Source organism: Streptomyces sp. DSM 42067 (assembly GCF_055792885.1).
In genome coordinates, this window is record NZ_CM147706.1 from 3,184,951 (window position 1) to 3,208,735 (window position 23,785).

Here is a 23,785-nt window from a genome sequence, read left to right on the forward strand (position 1 = left end):
TGAGTGCGGACCCGGCCGCCGCCACGCGCCGCACCGGAGCAACGAGGAGGGCCATGAACCCGATTCAGATCCCGATCCCGAGTCAGATCCCGATTCAGATCCCGATCGCGATTCCGATCCAGATCCCGTCCGTCCCCGGTGTGGAGTCCGTGGTGCGCATGGCGCGCAGTACGGGGGAGCTCTCCGGCCGGCTGCTCGACACCGCGGGGAACATCACGCGGATCGTCGTCAACACCCTTGATCCGCGTGACGGTTCGGGCTCCCAGATGCTGCGCATGCTGCAGGAGACCACTGCGGAGCTCGCCGAGGCCAGTGCGTCGCCGCAGGCGCAGGAGGCCTTCTACCGGATCGTGGACACGCTCACGCGGCTCGGCGCGACCGGTGCGCCGCTTGCCGTTCACCCCGTGAGTCAGCCCACGCAGGCGCTGCTCACCGCGCTCGGGGACAGCCTGCTGCCGGTGCTCGACGCGGTGGAGCCCGCGGTCGAGGAGTGCGCGGCCGCGATCAGTGAGCTGGTCGAGGCGTCGTCGCCGCTGCTGCCGGCCGTGGCGGGGGTGGCGGCCGGGGCGCTGCTCGTCCTCACACCCGTTCTGCTGGCCGCCGCCGATGTACTACGCGACTCGGGTCCCGAGCTGCGCCGGATCGCCGACGCGCTCACGACGGCGCTCGCCCCGCTGCTGCCGCTCCAGGTCGCGCTGGCGGAACGGGCGGCGGGTGCCGGGGCCGGGGTGGTCCGCTCCGCGCTCCCACCCCTCGCTGACGTCGTCGAGGCCGCGGCCGAGGCCATGAAGACGTTCCGCCCGGTCCTGATCGCAGGGGAGGAGCTCCTGGTCTCCGGCCTGGAGCAGCTCCAGCCCCTCCTCCTCGCCACCGCGGCCCGCACGGGCCACCTGGCCCGCGCCGCCGCGGTCCGCGTCACGGCGGCGGCTGCGCCTGCGGCGGACCAGGGGGTGGTGGTGGCGGTCCACGCGACGTGAGGGTCCACGCGACGTGACCGTCCACGCGACGTGACCGTCCACGCGACGTGCCGGTCCACGTGCCGGGACGACGGGCGTCGGCGGGAGCCGCGGCGCGGGTGGGCTACGCGCCGCAGGCCGGCCAGGCCACCACGCGCGCGGGCCAGGCCGCCATTCGGCAGGGCCGGGCGGCCAAGCCCGCCGCCGGGATCTCCGGACAGCGCGGCCACATCTGCGGCCCCGCCGCCATTCGCGCCATCGCGCTGACTCCCCCTCCACAGCGCGCTGGGGGGTGCCGACGCCCCGTCACGACACCCCGTCAGCCCCGGTCAGACGTCGGCGCCCCCCGCCGGGCCGACCAGACGTCGGCGCCCCCGCCGCGGCCCAGTCAGGCGTCAGCGGCCCGCCGCGGCCCAGTCAGGCGTCAGCGGCCCGCCGCGGCCCAGTCAGGCGTCGCTGTCCCCGTCCGTACCCACGATGACGGCGTCGGCGGCGTCACCGTCGGCGCCCACCATCCTGCGCAGCATGTCCCGCAGGGACACCCGTTCGTCCCGGGACAGGCCCGCCAGGGGCCGGCGTGCGAAGTCCAGTGACTCGCGCAGGCTTCGCGCCGTGCGCAGGCCCTCCTCCGTGGGTGCGGCCAGCTTCACCCGGCGGTCGGCGGGGTCGGGGCGGCGTTCCACGAGGCCGCGGGCCTCCAGCCGGTCGATGATCCCGGTGACGTTCGACGGCTCGCACTTCAGTTTCTGTGCGAGCTGCCGCATGGGCAGCGGCTCCAGGGACAGCAGCCCCAGTACACGGGCCTGCGCGCCCGTCAGCGCATGCCGGCCCGCCGCCTGCTCGTACTCCTCGTGGTAGCGCGCCACGACGGCGCCGATGAGTTCGACGACCTCGAGGGTCAATGAGTCTGTGCGGGTGTTCCGGCCGGTCATGGCCCCCAGGCTACCGCTTTACTTGACACCCTGAAATATTCAGGAGCATGGTTGTTTCAGAACATGAAACATCTCTGAAAGGCGCCTCCCATGTCCGTGAGCCCCGACCAGCTTCCCGCGACCAGCCGCGAATGGCACCTGGTCAGCCGCCCGCACGGCTGGCCCAAGCCGGAGGACTTCGCCCTGCGCGAGGTGGAGATGCCGCAGCCCGGCCCGGGCCAGGTGCTCGTGCGCAACCTCGTCCTGTCCGTGGACCCGTACATGCGTGGCCGGATGTCCGCGGCCAAGTCGTATGTCGCGCCGTACGAGCTCAACGAGCCGATGCAGGGCGGTGCCGTCGGCCGCGTCGTCGCGTCGGACGTCGAGGGCCTGCAGGTCGGCGACCACGTCCTGCACTACGAGGGCTGGCGCGAGTACGCGGCGGTGGACGCCAAGTACGCCGTGAAGGTCGACCCCGAGGCGGCGCCGCTGAGCACCTACCTCGGCGTGCTGGGCATGCCGGGCCTGACCGCGTACGCGGGACTGCTGCGCGTCGCCGGGTTCAAGGAGGGCGAGACGGTCTTCGTGTCCGGCGCGGCCGGCGCCGTCGGCAGCCAGGTCGGTCAGATCGCCAAGCTCAAGGGCGCGGCGCGCGTGATCGGCTCGGCGGGCTCGGACGACAAGGTCAAGCTGCTCGTCGAGGAGTACGGTTTCGACGCGGCGTTCAACTACAAGAACGGCCCGGTCTCCCAGCAGCTGCGCGAGGCCGCCCCGGACGGCATCGACGTCTACTTCGACAACGTCGGCGGTGACCACCTCGAGGCCGCGATCGGCTCCCTCAACAGGGGCGGCCGGATCGCCGTCTGCGGCATGATCTCGGTCTACAACGCCACCGAGCCCGCGCCGGGCCCGCGCAACCTCGCCCGCCTGATCCAGACCCGCGGCCGTATCGAGGGCTTCCTCGTCGGCGACCACTACGACCTGCAGCCGCAGTTCGTCCAGGAGGTCGGCGCCTGGGTCCGCTCCGGTGAGCTGAAGTACCGCGAGACGGTCGTCGAGGGCATCGAGAACAACCTGGAGGCGTTCCTCGGGGTGCTGCGCGGCGAGAACACCGGGAAGATGATCGTCACGCTCGAGAGCTGACCGTTGCGGCCATGGGGCGTGGGCCGATGCGGCCGACGCCCCACGACCCCGCCATCAGCTCAGGCGCACCACCACAGAAAGCGTGTGCACGTCTCCGACGGCTCCGGGTCCGGCGTCGGCGCGGAAGCGGTCGGCCGAGGTGCCGACGCTGGGGGCCTGGTCATCGTCGAGCCTTGGGACGAGGGCGTCGCGGCCGGGGCCGACGAGCCGGATTCCGAGCCTGACTGATCCTCCCCCGCCTTATCCCCTTCGTCCTTTTTCTTCTTTTTACCCTTCTCGGATGCCGACGCCGACGGCGAGGCACTGGAGGGCTCTGCATCCGCCGAGTCCGCGCCCGAGCCCACCTCGTCGCCGATCGACTCCGCGGTGCTCGCAGCAGTCGGCAAGTCGTCCATGGCATCGTCCGCCGCACCGTCGGACGCCGCGGAGGTCGTACTGTCGCCCGGCGCCTCGGAGGCCAGTTCGGCCAGACTCAGGCCGCCGACCGCGAGCACAACTCCCGCGGTGATCAACAGCGTTCGGCGGCGTCTGCGGCGGCGCGCCCGGACGGAGGCGCGGCCTCCCCGGCCGCGGCGACCTCCTTGGGCGTACTCCGTCTCTTCGCCGTACGCCTCGCCCGATCCGTCCGCGGCCTCCTGGGCGGTGACGGCCTCCGCATACTGGCGACAGGCTTCGGCGGGCGTTCCGCACCCCGGGCAGGCGAGGGCGCCATTGAGGTGCCTTCGGCACGGGTGGCAGTAGTCCATGACGCACGCAGGCTAGGCGTAGCGCCGGTTACGGAGAAAGTGACTGGTGTGAAAATTGTGTAGGGAATAGATCGTTCCGGTGCGCCGCGCGAGGCCTCTACGGCATGTCGCCGCAACACATATGTGCCCGAACCATTGACACTCGACCTGCGCCGTCCTTACTGTCTCGCCAGCATTTCGAACGTGAGCCGAAATTTCGAACAGCACTGGGGGCAATTGCCGTGCGCATCACCGGAATCAGCACATACGTGGTCGGGACGCCCTGGCGGAACCTGACGTACGTCCAGGTGCACACCGACGAGGGGATCACAGGTGTCGGCGAGACCCGGATGCTGGGCCACACCGATGCGCTGCTCGGCTATCTGCGCGAGGCCGAGGCCAACCACATCATCGGTTCCGATCCGTTCGCTGTCGAGGACCTGGTCCGCCGCATGAAGTACGGCGACTACGGCCGGGCGGGCGAGATCGTGATGTCCGGCATCGCCGTGATCGAGATGGCCTGCTGGGACATCAAGGGCAAGGCGCTCGGGGTGCCGGTGTGGCAGCTCCTGGGCGGCAAGGTCACCGACAAGGTCAAGGCGTACGCCAACGGCTGGTACACCACCGAGCGCACCCCGGAGGCGTACCACAAGGCCGCGCAGGAGGTCATGGCGCGCGGCTACAAGGCGCTGAAGATCGACCCGTTCGGGACGGGGCACTTCGAGCTGGACCACGAGCAGAGCCTGTACGCGGTGTCGCTGATCGAGGCCGTGCGGGACGCGATCGGCCCGGACTCCGAGCTGATGCTGGAGATGCACGGCCGCTTCTCCCCCGCGACCGCCGTCCGGCTCGCGCGCGAGCTCGCGCCCTTCAAGCCCGCGTGGCTGGAGGAGCCGGTGCCGCCGGAGAACCTCAAGGCGCTGGAGAAGGTCGCCGCGAAGGTCGACATGCCGGTCGCGACCGGTGAGCGCATCCACGACCGGATCGAGTTCCGCGAGCTCTTCGAGAGCCAGGCCGTGGACATCATCCAGCCCGACGTCGGCCACATCGGCGGCATCTGGGAGACCCGCAAGCTCGCGGCGACCGCCGAGACGCACTACATGCTGGTCGCCCCGCACAACGTCGGCGGCTCGGTGCTGACGGCGGCGAGCCTCCAGGTGGGCTTCACCGCGCCCAACTTCAAGATCCTGGAGCACTTCAACGACTTCGCGGACGCGGAGATCAAGAAGGTCGTCAAGGGCGCCCCGCAGGTCGTCGACGGCTACTTCCACATCTCGGACGCACCCGGTCTCGGCGTCGAGCTCGACACCGACGCGGCCGCCGAGTTCCCGCAGCAGCAGGCCCGGTTCGACCTGTGGGCCGAGGGCTGGGAGAAGCGGGACCCGAAGAAGGGGCAGCAGTGAGCACCGCCGTCGTACTGGACGCGCCCGGCTCCTACCGGCTGGTCGCGCACACGCCGCGCGACCCCGCGCCCGGCGAGGCCCTCGTCCGCGTGCACGCGAGCGGGATCTGCGGCAGCGACCGCGAGATCTACCAGGGCAACCGGCCCGAGGGCTATGTGCGCTTTCCCCTCACGCCCGGCCACGAGTGGTCCGGGACCGTCGAGGCGGTCGGCGACGGCGTGCCCGCCGGGCTCGTCGGCCGGAAGGTCGTCGGCGAGGGCTTCCGCAACTGCCAGGTGTGCGACCGGTGCCACGCGGGCGAGACGACGCTGTGCACCGCGGGCTACGAGGAGACCGGGTTCACCCAGCCCGGCGCCATGGCCGCCACGCTGACGCTGCCGGCCCGACTGCTCCACATCCTGCCGGACGACGCCGATCTGACGGCCGCCGCGCTCCTCGAGCCCGCCGCCTGCATCGCCGCCGCTGCGCTGAAAGCGAACGCACGGCCCGGCGAGCGGGTCGCCGTGGTCGGCACCGGAACGCTCGGGATGTTCGCCGTGCAGTTCCTCGCCGCGGGCTCGCCCGCCGAACTCCTTGTGGTGGGCACCCGCCCGGACCGGCGCGAGATGTCGCTGTCCTTCGGGGCCACCGATTTCCGCACCCGGGACCAGGAGCTTCCCGACGACTTCGACGTGGTGATCGAGACCGCGGGATCGGCCTCGGCCGCCCGTACGTCGGCCGCTCTGCTGCGCCGCGGCGGACGGCTCATCCTCACCGGCATCCCCGCCCCGGGCGCCGACGGGCTCGACCCGACAGACCTCGTCGTGCGCCAGCTCGAGGTGCAGACCGTCTTCGGCGCCCCGCCCGCCGCCTGGGCGCACACCGTACGGGCCTTCGGCGCCGGGCTGCTGAACCCGCTGCCACTGGTCACCCACGAGCTGCCCCTCACGGGCTTCGCCGAGGCGATCGAGCTGGTGGGCTCGGGCGACCCCAAGGTCGGCAAGGTCCTGCTCAAGCCGGCCGCCTAGACCGTACGCCGGTACGGGGCTCCTGACACCCCCGTACCGGCGTACACCCACAGCTCCGAACCTCGTACGAGATATCAAACGCGTAAACGCGGCCGCACAGGCGCCGTTGATCGACTATCAACACAGCTGAACGACTTATCGAGGAGAACCGTGCCCGAGCCCATCGCCCCCCGCCGCCCCGGCGACAGCGCCCTCGGCCCGCTCGGCTTCGGCGCACCCGCACCGGAACCGGCCGACGCCTCACCGCATTCCTTCCCGGACGGCGGCACCTGGCGCACCGAAATCCCGTCCGTGGAAGGGCCCGAGGCGCTCGCCGTGGTCCTCAAGGAGACCTCCCGGCTCGATGTGCCGGTCCACCGCATCAGCCAGGGCAGCGGCGTCTGGATGCTCACCGACGCCGAGATCACCGAGATGGTCGAGGCCTGCGCCGAACGCGACATCGAGCTCTGCCTGTTCACCGGTCCGCGCGGCACCTGGGACATCGGGGCGGCGACGCGCACCCAGTCCGGCGGCGCCGGTCTGCGGGCGCGCGGCCACGACGCCCTCGCGGGCTGTGTCGAAGACGCCCTGCGCGCCACCGAGTTGGGCGTGAAGTGCCTGCTCGTCGCCGACGAGGGCGTGCTGTGGCTGCTGCACCGGATGCGCGCCCAGGGCGTGCTGCCCGCCGACACCACCTTCAAGGTGTCCGCGCTGGTCGGCCCCGTGAACCCGGCCTCGTACTCGGTCTGGGAGCAGCTGGGCGGCGACTCCATCAACATCCCCTCGGACCTCACCTTCCAGCACCTCACCGAGATCCGGCGGGTCAGTCGCGCGCCGATGGACCTGTATGTCGAGGCTCCGGACGACCTGGGCGGCTACGTGCGGATGTACGACGCGGCGGAGCTCATCCGGCGCGGTGCCCCGCTGTACCTGAAGTTCGGGCTCTCCAAGGCCCCCGGCATCTATCCGTACGGCGGCCATATGCGGGACACCACTCTCGAGACCGCGCGTGAGCGGGTGCGACGTGGCCGTCTCGTTCTCGATCTTCTTGCCCGACACGGCGCCGACGGTGGCATGTCCCCGCTAGGCTCCCGACTGCCCGGCCAGCTGAACCGGTTCGCAATTCCCACATAACGTTCCGGCCAAACCCTCTTCACAGAAGAAGACGTAGCCGCGCAGAATCCGACACGACCTACACGGGTCCACCACATCTCGCTCGTCGCACTCTCTCGCCAGACCGAGCATCACCCCACATCAAGGATGTTGATCATGCGCAATCGCAGAGCCGTCACCCTCGCCACCGCCGTGACCGCTGCCATGGCACTCACTCTCACGGCCTGTGGCCAGAGCAGCGAGGGCGGCAGCGAGGAGACCAAGGACAGCGCCAAGGGCGGCACCATCGGCATCGCGATGCCGACGAAGTCCTCCGAGCGCTGGATAGCCGACGGCAACAACGTGGTCAAGGACCTGGAGTCCAAGGGCTACAAGACCAAGCTGGTCTACGGCGAGGACGACCCCGACCAGCAGGTCTCGCAGATCGAGAACCTGATCACCCAGGGCGTCAAGGCGCTGATCGTCGCGGCGATCGACAACAAGTCGCTGAACAACGTCCTGCAGCAGGCCAAGGACGCCGACATCCCGGTGATCTCCTACGACCGCCTCATCCTCGGCACCGAGAACGTCGACTACTACGCGTCCTTCGACAACGAGAAGGTCGGCGAGCTCCAGGCCACCTACATCGTCGAGAAGCTCGGCCTGAAGGACGGCAGCGAGAAGGGCCCATTCAACATCGAGCTCTTCGCCGGCTCCAACGACGACAACAACACCCGCTACTTCTTCGGCGGCGCGATGAAGGTCCTGCAGCCGTACATCGACAAGAAGCAGCTCGTCGTCAAGTCCGGCCAGACCAAGCTGACGCAGGTCACCACCCTGCGCTGGGACGGCGCCACCGCGCAGCGGCGCATGGACGACATCCTCACCAAGTCGTACAAGACCGCCGAGGTCGACGCGGTGCTCTCGCCGTACGACGGCATCTCCATCGGCATCCTCTCGGCGCTCAAGTCGGACGGCTACGGCTCCAAGGACAAGCCGCTGCCGGTCGTCACCGGGCAGGACGCCGAGGTCGCCTCGGTGAAGTCGATCATCGCCGACGAGCAGTCGATGACCGTGTACAAGGACACCCGCGAGCTCGCCAAGGTGGCCTCGAGCATGGTCGACTCCGTCCTCGGCGGCAAGAAGCCCGAGGTCAACGACACCGAGACCTACGACAACGGCTCCAAGGTCGTCCCGGCGTACCTGCTCGACCCGGTAGCCGTCGACAAGGCCAACTACCAGAAGGTCGTCGTCGACTCCGGCTACATCAAGGCAAGCGACCTCAAGTAACCCCGCCACCAACCGACGATTCACCACTGATTGGAAGGCAAGACCATGGCGGGACCCGTCCTGGAAATGCGCTCGATCGTCAAGACCTTTCCCGGCGTCAAGGCGCTCTCGGACGTCACACTGACCGTCCAGCAGGGCGAGGTCCACGCCATCTGTGGGGAGAACGGCGCCGGTAAGTCGACCTTGATGAAGGTCCTCTCCGGCGTCCACCCGCACGGCACCTACGAAGGGGACATCCTCTTCGAGGGCGAGGTCTGCGAGTTCAAGGACATCCGGGCGAGCGAGCACCGCGGCATCGTCATCATCCACCAGGAGCTGGCGCTGTCGCCGTACCTCTCCCTCGCGGAGAACATCTTCCTCGGCAACGAGCACGCCAAGGGCGGGTTCATCGACTGGAGGGAGACCCTGCGGCACGCCACCGAGCTGCTGCGCCGGGTCGGTCTCTCCGACCACCCGGAGACCCGCGTCGCCGACATCGGCGTGGGCAAGCAGCAGCTCGTGGAGATCGCCAAGGCTCTGTCGAAGAAGGTGAAGCTCCTCATCCTGGACGAGCCGACCGCGGCTCTGAACGACGAGGACAGCGGCAAACTCCTCGATCTGATCCTGGAGTTGAAGAAGCAGGGCATCACCTCGATCATCATCTCCCACAAGCTCAACGAGATCCGCAAGGTCGCCGACTCGGTGACGATCATCCGCGACGGCAAGTCCATCGAGACCCTCGATGTGAAGGCGCCGGACACCACGGAGGACCGGATCATCAGCGGCATGGTCGGCCGCGACCTCGACCACCGCTTCCCGGAGCGCACCCCGCACGAGGCGGAGACGGGCGCCGCCCCGGCGCTGGAGATCCGCAACTGGACCGTGCACCACCCGATCGACCAGCAGCGCAAGGTGGTCGACGATGTGTCCATCAACGTGCGGCGCGGGGAGATCGTCGGGATCGCGGGCCTCATGGGCGCCGGCCGCACCGAACTCGCGATGAGCGTGTTCGGGCGGACGTACGGCCGGTACGCCGGCGGCACGGTTCTCAAGGACGGCAAGGAGATCCGTACGAAGACCGTCTCCGAGGCGGTCGGGCACGGGATCGCGTACGTCACCGAGGACCGCAAGCACTATGGCCTCAACCTCATCGACACCATCAACCGCAACATCTCGCTGACCGCCCTCGGCAAGGTCGCCAAGCGGGGTGTGGTCGACGAGCACGAGGAGCGGCAGGTCGCCGAGCGGTTCCGCAAGTCCATGAACATCAAGGCACCGACCGTGTTCGAGCCGGTGGGCAAGCTGTCCGGCGGCAACCAGCAGAAGGTCGTCCTCAGCAAGTGGATCTTCGCGGGTCCGGACGTGCTGATCCTGGACGAGCCGACGCGCGGGATCGACGTCGGCGCCAAGTACGAGATCTACACGGTCATCGACCAACTGGCGGCCGAGGGCAAGGCGGTCGTCTTCATCTCCTCCGAGCTGCCGGAGCTGCTCGGTATGTGTGACCGCATCTACACGATGGCCGCGGGGCGGCTGACCGGTGAGCTCCCGCGTGCCGAGGCCACGCAGGAATCGCTGATGCGCCAGATGACGAAGGACAAAGAGGTAACGCGATGAGCACGGAACTGACCGCCAAGAGCCCGGCCCCGGCGCCGCCGGGCGGGACACGATCGGGTACGGGCGGGGGCCTGCTGCAGCTGATGCTGGACGGCCTGCGCCGCAACATGCGGCAGTACGGCATGCTGCTCGCCCTTGGCCTGATCGTCGCCCTCTTCGCGATCTGGACCGACGGCGACCTGCTGCTGCCGCGCAACGTCTCCAACCTGGTCCTGCAGAACAGCTACATCCTGATCCTCGCGATCGGCATGATGCTGGTGATCATCGCGGGCCACATCGACCTGTCGGTCGGTTCGCTGACGGCGTTCGTGGGCGCGTTCGCGGCCGTGCTGACGGTGCAGCACCACATATCGTGGCCGGTCGCCGTGGTGCTCTGCCTGCTGGCGGGCGCGGTGGCGGGCGCGGCGCAGGGGTTCTTCATCGCGTATCTAGGCATACCGTCGTTCATCGTCACCCTCGCCGGGATGCTGGTCTTCCGCGGTGTGACGGAGATCCTCCTCGCGGGGCAGACCCTCGGCCCCTTCCCCGACGGGCTGCAGAAGATGGGCAACGGCTTCCTGCCCGAGGTCGGCCCGAACACCAATTACCACAACATCACGCTGCTGCTGGGCTTCGTCCTGATCGCCTTCGTGGTCCTCCAGGAGGTCCGCGACCGCAAGCGCCAGCAGGAGTTCGCGCTGGACGTGGTGCCGCGCAACATCTTCCTGCTCAAGATCGTCGCCATCGTCGCCGCGCTCCTCGTGGTCACGATGCTGCTCGCCAGCTACAAGGGCACGCCGATCATCCTGCTGATCCTGGGCGCGCTGGTGGTCGGCTACGGCTACCTCATGCGCAACGCCGTCTTCGGCCGGCACATCTACGCGATCGGCGGCAACCTGCCGGCGGCGAAGCTGTCCGGCGTGAAGGACAAGAAGGTCACCTTCCTGGTCTTCGTGAACATGGGCGTGCTCGCGGCCCTGGCGGGTCTGGCGATCGCCGCCCGACTGAACGCGGCCTCTCCGAAGGCGGGCCTGAACTACGAACTCGAGGCGATCGCCTCGGCGTTCATCGGTGGCGCGTCGATGAGCGGCGGCGTGGGCACCGTGTTCGGCGCGATCATCGGCGGCCTCGTCCTCGGCGTGCTGAACAACGGCATGAACCTGCTCAGCGTCGGGACCGACTGGCAGCAGGTCATCAAGGGCCTGGCCCTGTTGGCGGCCGTCGGCTTCGACGTGTGGAACAAGCGCAAGGGCGTTTCGTAACCAGGCGAACCGAGCCGCAAATAGGGTGTCGCGGCGGCGGCAGCGGGTCTCGCTGCCGCCGCCGCGGCGCGCACGGCGTACGCAACGCAACACAGCGACAAGAGCAACAAGGACAGAGGACAGGAGGGGACCGGTGAGCCCGGTGATCCCGGTGAAGGAACTCTTCGGCAGGCTCGCGGACGGCACTGAGGTCCACCGCTGGTCGCTGGCCAACGGCGGCACGCGGATGAAGGTCCTGTCGTACGGCGGGATCGTCCAGTCGCTGGAGCTTCCGGACCGGCACGGCGAGTACGCGAACGTGTCGCTGGGCTTCGGCAACCTCGACGACTACGTGGCGTCCAGCCCGTATTTCGGGGCGCTCATCGGCCGGTACGGCAACCGCATCGCCAAGGGCCGGTTCACTCTCGACGGCGAGAGCCACCAGCTGTCGGCCAACGAGGGTGAGAACTCGCTGCACGGCGGCGGCTGCTTCGACAAGCGGGTGTGGGACGTCGAGCCGTTCGCCTCCGGCACGGACGTCGGGCTCGTCCTGCACTGCACCAGCGCCGACGGCGAGATGGGCTTCCCCGGCACGCTCATGTCGACGGTCACATACACGCTCACCGCGGACGGCGCCTGGCGCATCGACTACGAGGCGACCACGGACAGGGCGACGGTGGTCAACCTGACCAGCCACGTGTACTGGAACCTCGCGGGCGAGGGCAGCGGTTCGATCCACGACCACGAGCTGGAGATCGCGGCCTCCCGCTACACGCCGGTCGACTCGGGCCTGATCCCCACTGGTGACCTGGCGGAGGTGGCGGACACGCCGTTCGACTTCCGGCGTGCGAAGACCGTCGGCAAGGACATCCGGGCCGCTCACCAGCAACTGCTGTACGCCCAGGGCTTCGACCACAACCTGGCGCTGGACAAGGGCGTCACGGCGGAGCCCGAGCACATCGCGACTCTGAAAGACCCGTCGTCCGGCCGGGCGCTGAGGCTGGCCACCACCGAGCCGGGCGTGCAGTTCTACTCCGGCAACTTCCTGGACGGCACGCTGGTCGGGACGGGCGGCGGCATCTACCGGCAGGGCGACGCCCTGTGCCTGGAGACCCAGCACTTCCCGGACTCCCCCAACCAGCCGTCGTTCCCGTCGACGGTGCTGCGGCCGGGCGAGACGTACCGGTCGACGACGGTGCACTCATTCGGCATCGCGTAGAGACGGGGCGCATGTGCGGCGCAGTGCGCCTCATGCGCCCCTCGCGTTGAACGCGCCCCCTTCCGTATCCGTATGGAGGGGCGGCCCGCACCCCCCGCGGGCCGCCCACGGACGGAGAGGCAGATCCCTTGGCACCGGCAGGAAACGTCACCTCGCTGTTCCGCGCCACCGCAGCGCACAGCCCCTCGTACGCCGCGCTCACCAGGGAGAGCGAGGGGGACGGCCCGACGGACTTCTGCATCCCGTGCAATCCGTACTTCCCGTCGCCCGCCATGTTCGACGAGTTGTCGGTGCGGCTGCGCGAGATCCTGACGTACTACCCGAGCAGCGCGGACACCATCACCGCCGAGCTGTGCGCGGTGCTCGGGCTGCCCGCGCAGTGCGTCGCAATGGGCAACGGCTCGACCGAGCTCATCACCTGGATCGACCATCTGCTGGTCCGCGAGTCGCTCGCGGTGCCCGTCCCCACCTTCGGCCGCTGGACCGACCAGCCGATGGAGACCGGCAAGCGCGTCGACATGTTCCCGCTGCCGGAGGCGGACGGCTTCGCGCTGGACCCGGCGGCGTATGTGCAGTTCATACGCGCCAGAGGCTCCCGCGTGGCGGTGCTGTGCAACCCCAACAACCCGGACGGCGGCTACCAGCCGCGCCGCGCCGTCCTGGCCCTCCTCGACGCGCTGCAGGACCTCGACCTGGTCGTCATCGACGAGTCGTTCCTGGAGTTCTCCGACGCGGAGACCGAACCGAGCATCGTGCAGGACGCGATGCTCCGCCCGAACGTCATCGTGCTGCGCAGCCTCGGCAAGAACTTCGGGCTGCACGGGGTGCGCTTCGGCTATCTCGTCGCCAATCCGACGCTGGCGGGCAAGGTCCGCGCCGCCCTGCCGAAATGGAACCTCAACTCATTCGCGGAGACGGTGGTGTTCATGCTCAAGGAGCACGGCCGGGAGTACGCGGAGAGCCTCCACCTGGTCCGACGGGACCGTATGGAGATGTCCCGCCTTCTCGCGGCGCTGCCCGGCCTCACCGTCTACCCGTCGCAGGGCAACTTCCTCTTCGTACGGCTGCCCGTGGGCACCGACGGCACCGAGGTACGCGACCGCCTGCTGACCGAGCACCGGATCATGGTCCGCGAGTGCGGCAACAAGATCGGCAGCTCCAGCCGCTTCCTGCGACTCGTGGTGCGCCCCCAGCCGGACGTCCTGCGCCTGGTGTCCGGCCTTGAACAGGTGCTCTACGGGGGCGGGAGGGGAGCCGCCGTGCCCGAGCTGGGCCGAGGGACCCAGTACAGCTCGGGCACGGCGGCGGTGGACCGGCTCGTCAGTTCTACGAATGGAGCGGGCCTGGTAGGCCTGGCCGCGCAGGTCCGGTCGGCGGGCCTGGCCGCTCCGCCCCAGCCGCTGCCGGGGGCCCCGAGCCGGCCGGCGGCAGAGGTGGGACGGGCCGGGTGAGGGGTGAGCCCGTGACCGCGTGCACCTCATCGGTCTCTGCGGCCGTGCTGGGCGATACGTCGCTCGTGCAGACGGTGACCAGTGCGGCGCTGCCGCCGCCCGTGGTGCCGGCGCCGAAGCCGATGGAGGCGGTCTCGGCGGCCGAGGCGGACTGCGGGAGGCCGCCGAGGGCGGCGAGGGCGGCGGCGGCTCCGGCGGACATGACCATGAAGCGGCGCGTGTTGAGGTTCGTGCTCATTTCCGGATGTCCCTACCGTAGTGAGGCAACGTCATATCCGTGTCGCCGCGTACTACTGGAAAGTTGCCGGTCCCGGGCAAGCGATTTCCGCGGCGCCCGGGACCGGCCTGTCCTCAGGTCGGGTCGGTCGGTCAGGCCAGCCGGATCACGTTCCACGACAGCGGCTCCAGAGTGGCGCTCAGCGTGCCCTCCTGGACGGCCGTCCCCGCGACCGCGTGCGGGGTGACCCGCTCCGGCTCGTCGAGCGTGTTACTGGCCTCCGGATCGGCGTCGGCCACCGCGGTGTGCTCGACGACCGACGTCAGCTCGAGCCCATGCAGGCCCACTTCGAGCGGCAGCGGCTCCGTCTGGCTGCGGTTGACGGCGAACACCGTCACCGCGCCCGTCTCCGCGTCCCGGACGGCGGTCGCGTGCAGCAGCGGCACCTCGCCGAACCTCTTCGTCTCGTACGTCGGCGAGTCCACGCGTACGTCGAGGACCTGCCCGCGGCCGTACCGGGATGCCTGCGCGAAGGGGAAGAACGTCGTCTGCTTCCAGGCCGGGCCGCCCGGCTCGGTCAGGATGGGCGCGATGACGTTGACCAGCTGGGCGAGGCAGGCGACGGTCACCCGGTCCGCGTGCCGCAGCAGGGCGATGAGCAGGGAGCCGAAGACGACGGCGTCCGTGACGGTGTAGTTGTCCTCGAGCAGGCGCGGAGCCTCCTGCCAGTCCTCGACCTGGTACTGGTTGGGCCGGGACTGGTACCAGACGTTCCACTCGTCGAAGGAGAGGTTGATCTTCTTCTTCGACTTCAGGCGGGCGCCGATGTGGTCGCAGGTGGCGACCACGTTCTCGATGAAGGACTCCATGTCTACGGCGGAGGCGAGGAACGAGTCCCGGTCGCCGTCGGTCTCCTCGTAGTAGGCGTGCAGGGAGATGTAGTCGACGAGGTCGTAGGACTCGGCGAGGACCTTCGCCTCCCAGTCGGCGAAGGTCGGCATGCCCTGGCTCGACGAACCGCAGGCGACCAGCTCCAGCTCCGGGTCGATCTGGCGCATCGCGCGGGCGGTCTCGGCGGCGAGGCGGCCGTACTCCTCGGCCGTCTTGTGGCCCGTCTGCCAGGGGCCGTCCATCTCGTTGCCGAGGCACCACAGGCGGATGCCGAACGGGTCCTTGTCCCCGTGGGTGACGCGCAGGTCCGAAAGTGCGGTGCCGGAGGGGTGGTTGGCGTACTCCTGGAGCTCCAGGGCCTCCGCCACGCCGCGCGTACCGAGGTTGATCGCCATCATCGGCTCGGCCTGGGGGCCGATCTTCTTCAGGAAGGCGATGTACTCGGAGAGGCCGAAGCGGTTGGTCTCCGTCGACCGCCAGGCCAGGTCGAGCCGGCGCGGCCGCTCGTCCGCCGGGCCGACGGAGTCCTCCCACTTGTAGCCGGAGACGAAGTTGCCGCCGGGGTAGCGGACGGCGGTGACGCCGAGCTCGCGGATCAGCTCCAGCACGTCGGTGCGCAGGCCTGCCTCGTCGGCCGACGGGTGGTCCGGCTCGTAGATGCCGGTGTAGACGCAGCGGCCGAGGTGCTCGACGAAGGAGCCGAAGATACGGGGGTTGACGTCGCCGACGGTGAAGGCGGGGTCCAGGGTGAAGCGGGCGGGTGTGGTCATTTCTCCCTCAACTGCGTTCGATATTACGTACATTGACCGAGAAATCGGACGGCATCGGACAGACGCTAAGGCGGGCGCGACCGCTGGTCAATGGGTCGCGCCCGCCTGATCTGTCGCGCTCAGTCCCGGGCCGGTCTCAGTCCCAGGCCGCGACGGTCGGCCAGCCGTCCCTGCCCCAGCTCAGCGGGTTCAGGGCCAGCTTGGGCGTGCCGTTGTCGTTCGCGTCGTAGTAGTGGTACGCGAGGATGTCGCGGCCCTTGTCGCGGAAGACGGACTCGCCTCCGGTGCCGATGAACCGGCCGTGCCCTGCGAGCAGGAGGTCGCCGCCGCCCTCGAGGAGCGGGGTGCCGTCGCTGTCGACGTACGGCCCGGTGACGGACTCCGACCGGCCCACCCGGATCTTGTACGTGGAGTTCACGCCCGAGCAGCACGCGTCGTACGAGGCGAAGAGGTAGTAGTAGCGGCCGTGCTTGACGATGTACGGGCCCTCCACCGCGTACGGGGCGTCGGGGCGGGTCGCCAGGTGGTGGACGGCCTCGCCCGGCACGGCCTTCCCCGTCTCCGGGTCGAGCTCGACCATGCGGATGCCGGTCCAGTACGAGCCGAAGGCCATCCACAGCTTGCCGTCGGCCTTGATCACAGCCGGGTCGATGGCGTTCCAGCTGTCGGCCCTCTCGGAGCTGAAGGCCTTGCCGTGGTCGGTCCAGGTCCCCGGCAGTCCGCTCGGCGAGGTGGCGACGCCGATCGCGGAGTGGTTGGAGCCCCAGGACGAGACGGAGTAGTACAGCCAGTACTTCCCGTCGCGGTACGAGATGTCGGGCGCCCACGGGTCACCCGTGTCGTTGTACTCGTACCACCAGCTCGGCGGCTCGGCGAAGGCGTTCCCGGAGTCCGCCCAGTGCTCGAGGTCCGTCGAGAGGCGGGCGCCGATCACGCCACCCGTCGAGTAGGCCACGTACTGGCCGTTCTTGAGGTGGATGACGGAGGGGTCGTGGATGATCTCCTGGCCGGTGATCGGCAGGGGGTCGGGGTAGGCGGTGTCCGCCTGGGCGGTGGTGGGCAGGAGGGCGAGGAGGGCGGCGGCGAGGACCGCCGCGTATCTGAGGCGCTTCAACTGCGTGGTTCCTCTCGGGCGTTACTGGCCGGCGAGGCCGGTGTGGGCCACACCCGCCACGATCTGGCGCTGGAAGAAGACGAAGACGATGATCAGCGGGAGTCCGGCCATCAGGCCGCCGGCCATGAGCTGGGCCCACTGGATGCCGTAGGAGTTCATGACGGTCGCGATGCCGTTCGGCATGGTCATCAGGTCGGGGTTGTTGGTCACCATGTACGGCCACAGGAAGTTGTTCCAGGACGCGATGAAGGTGAAGATGCCGACCGCGGCGAGCGAGGGCCGGGCGAGCGGGACCACGATGGTGAAGAAGACCCGCCAGCGGCCGGCGCCGTCGATGAAGGCGGCCTCCTCCAGTTCGCGGGGGACGCCCTGGAAGAACTTGTAGAGGATGTAGACCATCGCGGCGGGCGCGCACTGCGGAAGGATCATGCCCCAGTAGGTGTCGACCATCCCCATCTGCTGGACCGTGGTGAACAGGGGGACGCCGAGGACCGCCGGGGAGATCATCAGGCCGCTCATCACGACCCCCATCAGGACGCCCTTGCCGCGGAACTCCGTGCGGGCGAAGCCGTATCCGGCGAGCGCGCTCACGACCAGGACGATGGACGTCACACAGACGGAGACGACCAGGGAGTTGACGAACCAGTTGGTGATGTTTCCGGTCTCGAAGAGGGCCTTCCACGCCTGGCCCGTCCAGACCTTCGGCAGCCAGTGCGGCGGGATCTCGGCCGCCTCGGCCTCGGACTTGAGCGAGGTGAGCAGGGACGCGGCGATCGGCGCCACGAAGACGGCGGAGACGGCGACGCCGATCAGCGTGAGGACGATCTGGCTGGGCGTCCAGGGCTTGCGGGACTTGGTGGGTACGGTCGTCGCGGCGGTGGTCATCGGCCGCCCTCCTCACGGTTGCGCAGCAGCCACATCCGCGCCAGGGCGACGACTGCGATGATCACGAAGAAGATGATGGACATCGCGGACGCGTAGCCCACGCGGTAGCTGGTGAAGCCCTGTTCGAGGGTGTACTGCACGAACGACCTGGTGCTGAGCTCCGGTCCCGGCCCGAAGTCCATCATCACGACGGCCTGGTCGAAGAGCTGGAGCGAGGCGAGGATCTGGAGCGCGATCACCAGGCCGGTGATGTTGCGCAGCATCGGCAGCGTGATGTGGACCATGCGGTGCCAGGCGTTGGCACCGTCCAACTTGGCGGCCTCGTACAGGTGATCGGGAATGCCCTGGAGCGCGGCGAGGTAGAGCAGGAAGGAGAAGCCGACCGTCCACCACAGGGTCATGATGACGATGGCGAGCATCGCGTACGACTTGTCGGTCAGCCAGGGCGTGTCAATCCCGAGGGTGTCGTTGAACAGGCCGATGCCCTGCTTGAACAGCCACTCCCACATGTTGCCCGCGACGGTCGACGGCAGCAGGAACGGTACGAAGAAGCACAGCCGCCACAGCCACTTCCCGCGCTCGATGTGGTGCGCGAGCATCGCGAGCAGGAAGGCCATGACGGTGATGCACGGCACGACGAGCAGCGTGAAGTACGCGCTGTGGCCGAGGGCGTCCCACATCGCCGAGTCGCGCAGGGCCTCGCGGTAGTTGTCGAGGCCGACGAAGCTCGTGCCCTCTCCGGAGATGTTGGCGTCCGTGAAGCTGAGCCAGACGCCGCGCAGCAGCGGCCAGATCACGAACAGTGCGAAGAGCACCAGGAACGGGGCGATGAACCAGCCCCCGTGCTGGAAGCCCTGCTTGCGGCGGACGGTCGCGACGGCGGTCGCGGACTTCACGCGCGCCGGCGCGACGACGGTCTGAGCACTGGTCGTCATGCGGCCGTACCTCCCTGCGCGGCGGTCCTGCCGTCCATCGGGTTCTTCGAGGCGAGGAGCTTGGCGAGACGCTTCTTCATCGTCTGCGCGACGGCGGCCGGCTTGGCGGAGCCCATCGTCGAGGAGACGACGACCGGGCCGAGGTCCTGGGCGAGCACGCCGGTGGAGCCCGCGAACCACACCTTCGGCTCGGTGGCCTGGTGGTCCATGGCGCTCACGTACTCGTTCTGCGGGGTGAGCTTCTGGTACTCGGGCGTGGAGAGCGTCGGCGTGTAGGCGGGGATGTGGCCGCCGGCCGCCCACTGCAGGGCGTGCTGGACGACGTACGCGGCCAGCCGGTGCGCGGCCTCGTTGGTGGCGCCGCCGCGGCCGGCCTGGTGGGGCAGGACGAAGGCGTGCGACTCGGCGTGGGTGGCCTGCTTGCCGAAGACGGGCGGCAGCGGGGTCGCGCCGTAGTCCAGCTTGGCGCCGGAGAAGACCGGCACGGACCAGTTGCCCTCCCAGGTGAAGGGGGCGCCGTTGATGAACTGCTCGCCGGTGGGGGCGCCGGGGATGACGTAGCCGTCGGTGACGTGCTGCCGGAGGAACTCCAGGACCTGGGTGGCCTTGTCAGCGTCGAAGAGGACCTCGGTGCGGGCGTCGTCGAACCACTCGCCGCCGAGCTGGGTGTAGAAGGCGACGAAGAACCACCACTGGAAGTTCTGGTCGTTGGTCCACAGGCCGATGGTCTGCAGGCCCTTCTTCTGGGCCTGCTTGGCCTTCTTCAGGACGTCGAACCACTCGTCGGTGGAGGTGACCGGGATCATCCGGCCGTCGTCGCCGAGCAGGTCCGCCTTCTTCAGCACGTCCTTGCGGTAGAAGCAGAGCTGGACGTGGATGTCGAGCGGGAGGGCGTAGAGCTTGCCGTCGATGACGCCGCGGTTCCACAGCTCGGGGTTGAAGTCCTCCCGCCGTACGCCGTACTTGGCGAGCAGGTCGACGTCCCAGGGATCGAGGAGGCGGCCCGGCGAGAAGCCGGCGACCCGGCCCACGTGCATGACGCCGAGTTCGGGGGCGCGATTGCCCGCGGCCGCCATGGCGAGCTTGGTGTAGAAGGGGTTGCCCCACTGGAGGGTGGAGTCCTTCACGTCGATGGCGGGGTTCGCCTTACGGAAGGCGTCCAGCATCGCGATCATGTTGGAGCCGTCGCCGCCGCTGAAGAGGTTCCAGTAGCGGACCCGGGTGCTCGCACTCGAGGCGAGCGCGTCCGCGCCGGTGCCGCCCGTCGCGAAGGCGAAACTCCCGGCTACGCCCAACCCGCCGATGCCGGCCAGGAGTTGTCTACGGCTCAGGGAAGGTCGTCCCATACCCCACCCTTACTGTTCGATATTCCGAATGATGCCCGTAACTTCGAACCCGGACCGTAAAGTCGAACAGTGTTTGCGTCAATGGGTCGTGCACGAATTTCCAACAACTTCAAACGCCATAGGGCTCAGCGCTGGTGAGGCGTCATCAGACAACAGAGGGGCCCTCGCCGGCGTATGCGGCGAGGGCCCCTCGATGTGGGGGTCCCTCCTGCTCTGGGGGTACGTCCCAGGCTCTTGAGGCACTGGGGAGGAGCCGAGAGCTTGGGGGAAGATCGTCAGCCGTCGAAGGCGGGCTGGACCAGTCCCTTGCCCGCTCCCGGCACCACCAGCAGCGAGCCGGACAGCGGATGCGGTGCCTCAAGTCCCGTACGGGCGGTGCTGATGTACAGATCGGTCAAGCCGGCGCCGCCGAACGCGCACGCCGTGGGCCGGCGCACGGGCAGCTCTATGACATGGTCCAGCTCGCCTGCGGGTGTGTAGCGGCGGATCGCTCCGCCGTCCCAGAGCGCGACCCAGACGCACCCGTCCGCGTCGACGGTCAGCCCGTCCGGGAACCCGGCGCCGTCCTCGATGACGGCCAACGGGCGCCGGTTCACGACGCGTTCGGCATCCTCGACGTCGAACACGTCGATCCGCCGCGTCGGCGAGTCGATGTAGTACATCAGCCGCCCGTCGGGGCTCCAGCCGGTGCCGTTGCTGACGGCGACGTCGTCGAGGACGACCTGCGTGGTGCCGTCGCCGGTGATCCGCGTCAGGGTGCCACCGCCCGGCGCCTCGTCGTAGCGCATGGTCCCGGCCCAGAGGGAGCCGTCGGACGCGACGGCCGCGTCGTTGGCGCGGCGGCCGGGCACGGGGTCGTGGTGCAGCCAGCGGAAGTCACGGCCGTCCGGGCCGTAGAGCCCGACACCGTCCCGGAGGTTGACGACGAGGCCGCCACCCGCGCGGGGCTTGGCGGCACCGACGTGCTGCTCGGTGACCATGACCGTCCGGCGGCCGTCGGCCGGGTCGTACGTATGGACACGCGACTGCAGGATGTCGACCCAGATCAGCCGCCCGGCGTCGGCGTCCCACGTGGGACCCTCACCCAGCTCGGCGTACTCGCGCACCGCAAGCTCGACGCCCATCACACCCCCCGGTAGCCGAGACGCTCGGACAGGTCGGCCGCACCCTTGGCGGCGAGCTCCTCCAGCTCGCCGAGGCGTTCGTCGCTCCAGCGGATCATGGGTACGGAGATGGAGAGCGCGGCGACGACGCGCCCCGTCCGGTCGCGCACCGGTGCCGCGACACAGCTCACGTCCGGGTTCGACTCACGGCTCTCGACGGCGACACCGCGCTCGCGGATCACCGCAAGGGCCTCGCGCAGCGCGGCCGGGTCGGTGATGCTGTTGGCGGTCATCGCGACCAGATCCGCGTCGTCCGGGACACGGGAGGCGAGCTCGTCGTCCGGGAGGGAGGCCAGCAGCATCTTGCCGACGGAAGTGCAGTGCGCGGGCAGCCTGCGGCCCGCGGCGGAGACCATGCGGACGGCGTGCGTGGAGTCCACCTTGGCGATATAGATGACGTCGGTGCCCTCGAGGATCGCGACGTGCACCGTCTCGTCGCAGGTCTCGGCGACGGTACGGGCCACCTGCTGACCCTCGGCCGCGAGGTCCAGCTGCTCGGCGTACCGGCTGCCGAGCTGGTACGGGCGCACGCCGAGCCGGTAGCGGCCCGGCTGGCCCTGGACCGGGACGATGTAGGACCGGGCGGCGAGCGTGGTGACCAGCTCGTGCACCGTCGTGCGGGGCAGCTGTAGCTTGCGGACGATGTCCGGCGCGGACAGGGTGCCGTCACCGTCCAGGAAGAGCTCGAGTATGTCGAGCGCCCGGGTCACGGCGGGTACGAGGCGGCCCACGACCCCTCCCTCATGTTCGAAATTTCAACGGTCGACCGGAATGACGAACACAGGTTATGCGGAGCGCTCTTTGCAGGGCAATGGGCGGGCGGCAGGGTGTCACTCTCCGCGCGTTCCCGGCGCGGGGCCGGGTGCCGCTCCCCGCGGTGGGGCCGGGTGTCGCTCCCCCCGAGGGCCGGGTGTCGCTCCCCGCGGGGGCCGGATGCCGCTCGTCGCTCCCCCCGAGGGCCGGGTGTCGCTCCCCGCCCGGGCCCAGGGCGCCCGCCTGTGCGCGACGATAGGCGGCATGCCCGCGCATTCCGAGCACCCGGATCAGCCGGATCAGCCCGATCAGTCCGACCGTCGTGACCAGCCTGACCGTCCGGATCATGGCGGGCGCCCGAAAGGCAGCCCATTCACGCGCCGCGACTTCCAGCTGGTGCTGCTTCGCCGCATGGCGGACCACAATCCGGACCTCGTCGAGGACGCCCGGCGCAAGCTGGGGGTCTCGCTCGCGGACATGCGCGAGGCGAATCGCCGCTGGCAGGCGATGGTCCGCTCCCCACGCGCGCGTGGCGCGGCCTCGCGGTACCGCTCCGTCCTCGGCGCTCCCGAGTCGACCACGGTCCGCAGGATCGGCGACCTCGAATGCGAAGCCCTGCTGTGGCCGGTCCCCCTCTGGCCCGACCTCCGCTTCGAGGTGCTCCTCGCCCCGAACGGCGCGGTGTGGAACGAGTGGCTGATCCGCGCGCCCGGCGCCCCGGGCCCGGCGCTGCGTACGGTCGAGGACCTGCGCCCGTGGTCCTGCACGGTCGACGAGGTGGCACGGGCCTTCGCGCCAGCCCGGCCGATGGAGGGCACGGCCCCCACGCGCTGGCGCCTCGCCTTCACGGCGCCGGACGAGGACGGGGTGCGACGGCGGGTCGTCGCGGAGTTCACGTGGGGGCTGCTGCAACGGCTGACGTCGGTGGAGTGAGGCGAGCAGGCGGCCGCCGATATACAGCAGCTTGTGTATCATGATATCGATCCCCGTATATCTCAGGAGGCAGCCATGAGCCGTACCGTCATCGACCTCGACGACGAAGCCCTGGAAGCAGCCGCCATAGAGCTGGGAACCAAGACCAAGCGCGACACGATCAACACGGCACTGCGAGAGGTCACCGCCCGCTACCGGCGACTGCGGGCCCTCGAGGAAGCGCGCCAGCTGGTCGCCGACGGCGCTCTGGACATGGACATCCTCCTGGACAAGCGCAAGTACCGCGATGGCGTTCGCGAAGCGGAGCACGTCGGCGGCACGGGGGGAGCTGAGTGAACGTCGCCGACTACCTCATCGACACCTCCGCCCTCGCTCGCGTCCTGCTCGGCCACACCACGACCGAGTGGGACGACAAGATCGCCGCCGGTCTTGTCGCGATCTGCGACATCACAGAGATCGAAGTCCTCTACTCGGCTCGCTCGGCCAGAGACCGCGAACGGATGGAGAAGACGTTCAGCACCCAGTACGCGTGGTGTCCCATCCCCGATGGCATCTACCGGCGCGCCCGCGTCGTCCAGCGACAGCTCATCGCCAAGGGCGAGCACCGCAGCGCGGGACCCATCGATCTCCTCGTGGCCGCCGTCGCCGAAGAGGCCGGCCTCACCCTTCTCCACTACGACCACGACTTCGACACGATCGCCCGGACGACAGGGCAGCCGGTCCGCATGATCGACCTCAAGGACTAGGTTCTGGAGGGGGGCCGAGGCCGACCGCGCTGAAGCCGCC

General features: G+C 69.4%; 21 protein-coding genes and 2 pseudogenes. 14 read left to right on the forward strand and 9 right to left on the reverse strand.

Going from position 1 to position 23,785, the window contains the following annotated elements; genetic code table 11:
• Nucleotides 1–53 precede the first annotated feature (53 nt).
• A complete protein-coding gene (locus ACSMXV_RS14895; protein ID WP_473178101.1) occupies nt 54–977 on the forward strand; it encodes a hypothetical protein in 924 nt (307 codons plus the stop codon).
• Between the two features lie 425 nt (nt 978–1,402).
• Here ACSMXV_RS14895 and ACSMXV_RS14900 read toward each other — a convergent pair whose 3' ends face one another.
• Nucleotides 1,403–1,888: a MarR family winged helix-turn-helix transcriptional regulator gene (locus ACSMXV_RS14900; RefSeq protein WP_473178102.1), complete on the reverse strand. Its 486-nt coding sequence runs from the start codon at nt 1,886–1,888 to the stop codon at nt 1,403–1,405.
• 90 nt (nt 1,889–1,978) lie between these two features.
• Here ACSMXV_RS14900 and ACSMXV_RS14905 point away from each other — a divergent pair, with 90 nt between their 5' ends.
• Nucleotides 1,979–3,010 carry an NADP-dependent oxidoreductase gene (locus tag ACSMXV_RS14905; RefSeq protein ID WP_473178103.1) on the forward strand — a complete coding sequence of 344 codons (1,032 nt, stop codon included), beginning with the start codon at nt 1,979–1,981 and terminating at the stop codon, nt 3,008–3,010.
• Nucleotides 3,011–3,094: 84 nt separating this feature from the next.
• A complete protein-coding gene (locus tag ACSMXV_RS14910) occupies nt 3,095–3,238 on the forward strand; it encodes a hypothetical protein (protein ID WP_473179257.1) in 144 nt (47 codons plus the stop codon).
• 245 nt (nt 3,239–3,483) lie between these two features.
• On the opposite strand, the pseudogene ACSMXV_RS14915 reads toward ACSMXV_RS14910, so the two are convergent.
• Nucleotides 3,484–3,756 (reverse strand): annotated as a pseudogene (locus tag ACSMXV_RS14915) (SCO2400 family protein); the annotation flags it as partial.
• A 221-nt stretch (nt 3,757–3,977) separates the two neighbouring features.
• Between ACSMXV_RS14915 and ACSMXV_RS14920 the strand changes: the two are divergent.
• The 8 genes and pseudogenes from ACSMXV_RS14920 to ACSMXV_RS14955 all read left to right on the forward strand — a co-directional run.
• Nucleotides 3,978–5,138: a mandelate racemase/muconate lactonizing enzyme family protein gene (locus ACSMXV_RS14920; protein WP_473178104.1), complete on the forward strand. Its 1,161-nt coding sequence runs from the start codon at nt 3,978–3,980 to the stop codon at nt 5,136–5,138.
• Nucleotides 5,135–6,145 carry a zinc-dependent alcohol dehydrogenase gene (locus tag ACSMXV_RS14925; protein ID WP_473178105.1) on the forward strand — a complete coding sequence of 337 codons (1,011 nt, stop codon included), beginning with the start codon at nt 5,135–5,137 and terminating at the stop codon, nt 6,143–6,145. Before ACSMXV_RS14920 ends, ACSMXV_RS14925 begins: the two co-directional genes overlap by 4 nt.
• Before the next feature lie 150 nt (nt 6,146–6,295).
• Nucleotides 6,296–7,258: a hypothetical protein gene (locus tag ACSMXV_RS14930; protein WP_473178106.1), complete on the forward strand. Its 963-nt coding sequence runs from the start codon at nt 6,296–6,298 to the stop codon at nt 7,256–7,258.
• A 135-nt stretch (nt 7,259–7,393) separates the two neighbouring features.
• Nucleotides 7,394–8,506, forward strand: a complete 1,113-nt coding sequence (chvE, locus tag ACSMXV_RS14935) for a multiple monosaccharide ABC transporter substrate-binding protein (protein WP_473178107.1) — start codon at nt 7,394–7,396, stop codon at nt 8,504–8,506.
• 45 nt (nt 8,507–8,551) lie between these two features.
• Nucleotides 8,552–10,102, forward strand: a complete 1,551-nt coding sequence (gene mmsA, locus ACSMXV_RS14940; RefSeq protein ID WP_473178108.1) for a multiple monosaccharide ABC transporter ATP-binding protein — start codon at nt 8,552–8,554, stop codon at nt 10,100–10,102.
• Nucleotides 10,099–11,343, forward strand: coding sequence for a multiple monosaccharide ABC transporter permease (mmsB, locus tag ACSMXV_RS14945; RefSeq protein ID WP_473178109.1), 1,245 nt, complete (start codon nt 10,099–10,101; stop codon nt 11,341–11,343). Before mmsA ends, mmsB begins: the two co-directional genes overlap by 4 nt.
• Nucleotides 11,344–11,476: 133 nt before the next feature.
• Nucleotides 11,477–12,541 (forward strand): aldose epimerase family protein, encoded by a 1,065-nt coding sequence (locus ACSMXV_RS14950; protein WP_473178110.1) that lies wholly within the window; start codon nt 11,477–11,479, stop codon nt 12,539–12,541.
• A 128-nt stretch (nt 12,542–12,669) separates the two neighbouring features.
• Nucleotides 12,670–13,971, forward strand: a pseudogene (locus ACSMXV_RS14955) (pyridoxal phosphate-dependent aminotransferase); the annotation flags it as partial.
• A gap of 390 nt (nt 13,972–14,361) precedes the next feature.
• Here the strand turns inward: ACSMXV_RS14955 and arfA are convergent.
• From arfA to ACSMXV_RS14990, 7 genes are all read right to left on the reverse strand, one after another.
• A complete protein-coding gene (arfA, locus tag ACSMXV_RS14960; protein ID WP_473178111.1) occupies nt 14,362–15,870 on the reverse strand; it encodes an arabinosylfuranosidase ArfA in 1,509 nt (502 codons plus the stop codon).
• Between the two features lie 136 nt (nt 15,871–16,006).
• Nucleotides 16,007–16,984: an arabinan endo-1,5-alpha-L-arabinosidase gene (locus ACSMXV_RS14965; protein WP_473178112.1), complete on the reverse strand. Its 978-nt coding sequence runs from the start codon at nt 16,982–16,984 to the stop codon at nt 16,007–16,009.
• Nucleotides 16,985–17,005: 21 nt separating this feature from the next.
• Nucleotides 17,006–17,869, reverse strand: coding sequence for a carbohydrate ABC transporter permease (locus ACSMXV_RS14970; protein ID WP_473178113.1), 864 nt, complete (start codon nt 17,867–17,869; stop codon nt 17,006–17,008).
• Nucleotides 17,866–18,804, reverse strand: coding sequence for a carbohydrate ABC transporter permease (locus ACSMXV_RS14975; RefSeq protein WP_473178114.1), 939 nt, complete (start codon nt 18,802–18,804; stop codon nt 17,866–17,868). Before ACSMXV_RS14975 ends, ACSMXV_RS14970 begins: the two co-directional genes overlap by 4 nt.
• The gene (locus ACSMXV_RS14980) at nt 18,801–20,150 is read right to left on the reverse strand and encodes an extracellular solute-binding protein (protein ID WP_473178115.1); all 1,350 of its coding nucleotides are present in this window, start codon (nt 20,148–20,150) and stop codon (nt 18,801–18,803) included. Before ACSMXV_RS14980 ends, ACSMXV_RS14975 begins: the two co-directional genes overlap by 4 nt.
• Nucleotides 20,151–20,425: 275 nt before the next feature.
• Complete coding sequence (locus ACSMXV_RS14985; RefSeq protein WP_473178116.1) at nt 20,426–21,274, reverse strand: SMP-30/gluconolactonase/LRE family protein; 849 nt, start codon at nt 21,272–21,274, stop codon at nt 20,426–20,428.
• On the reverse strand, nt 21,274–22,044 hold the full coding sequence (locus ACSMXV_RS14990; RefSeq protein WP_473178117.1) for an IclR family transcriptional regulator: 771 nt from the start codon (nt 22,042–22,044) through the stop codon (nt 21,274–21,276). Before ACSMXV_RS14990 ends, ACSMXV_RS14985 begins: the two co-directional genes overlap by 1 nt.
• 286 nt (nt 22,045–22,330) lie before the next feature.
• On the opposite strand from ACSMXV_RS14990, the gene ACSMXV_RS14995 reads away from it, so the two are divergent.
• From ACSMXV_RS14995 to ACSMXV_RS15005, 3 genes are all read left to right on the forward strand, one after another.
• Nucleotides 22,331–22,999, forward strand: coding sequence for a hypothetical protein (locus ACSMXV_RS14995; protein ID WP_473178118.1), 669 nt, complete (start codon nt 22,331–22,333; stop codon nt 22,997–22,999).
• A gap of 75 nt (nt 23,000–23,074) precedes the next feature.
• Complete coding sequence (locus ACSMXV_RS15000) at nt 23,075–23,335, forward strand: type II toxin-antitoxin system VapB family antitoxin (RefSeq protein ID WP_473178119.1); 261 nt, start codon at nt 23,075–23,077, stop codon at nt 23,333–23,335.
• Entirely contained in the window at nt 23,332–23,745 is a 414-nt protein-coding gene (locus ACSMXV_RS15005) for a PIN domain-containing protein (RefSeq protein WP_473178120.1), read from the forward strand. Before ACSMXV_RS15000 ends, ACSMXV_RS15005 begins: the two co-directional genes overlap by 4 nt.
• Nucleotides 23,746–23,785 lie beyond the last annotated feature (40 nt).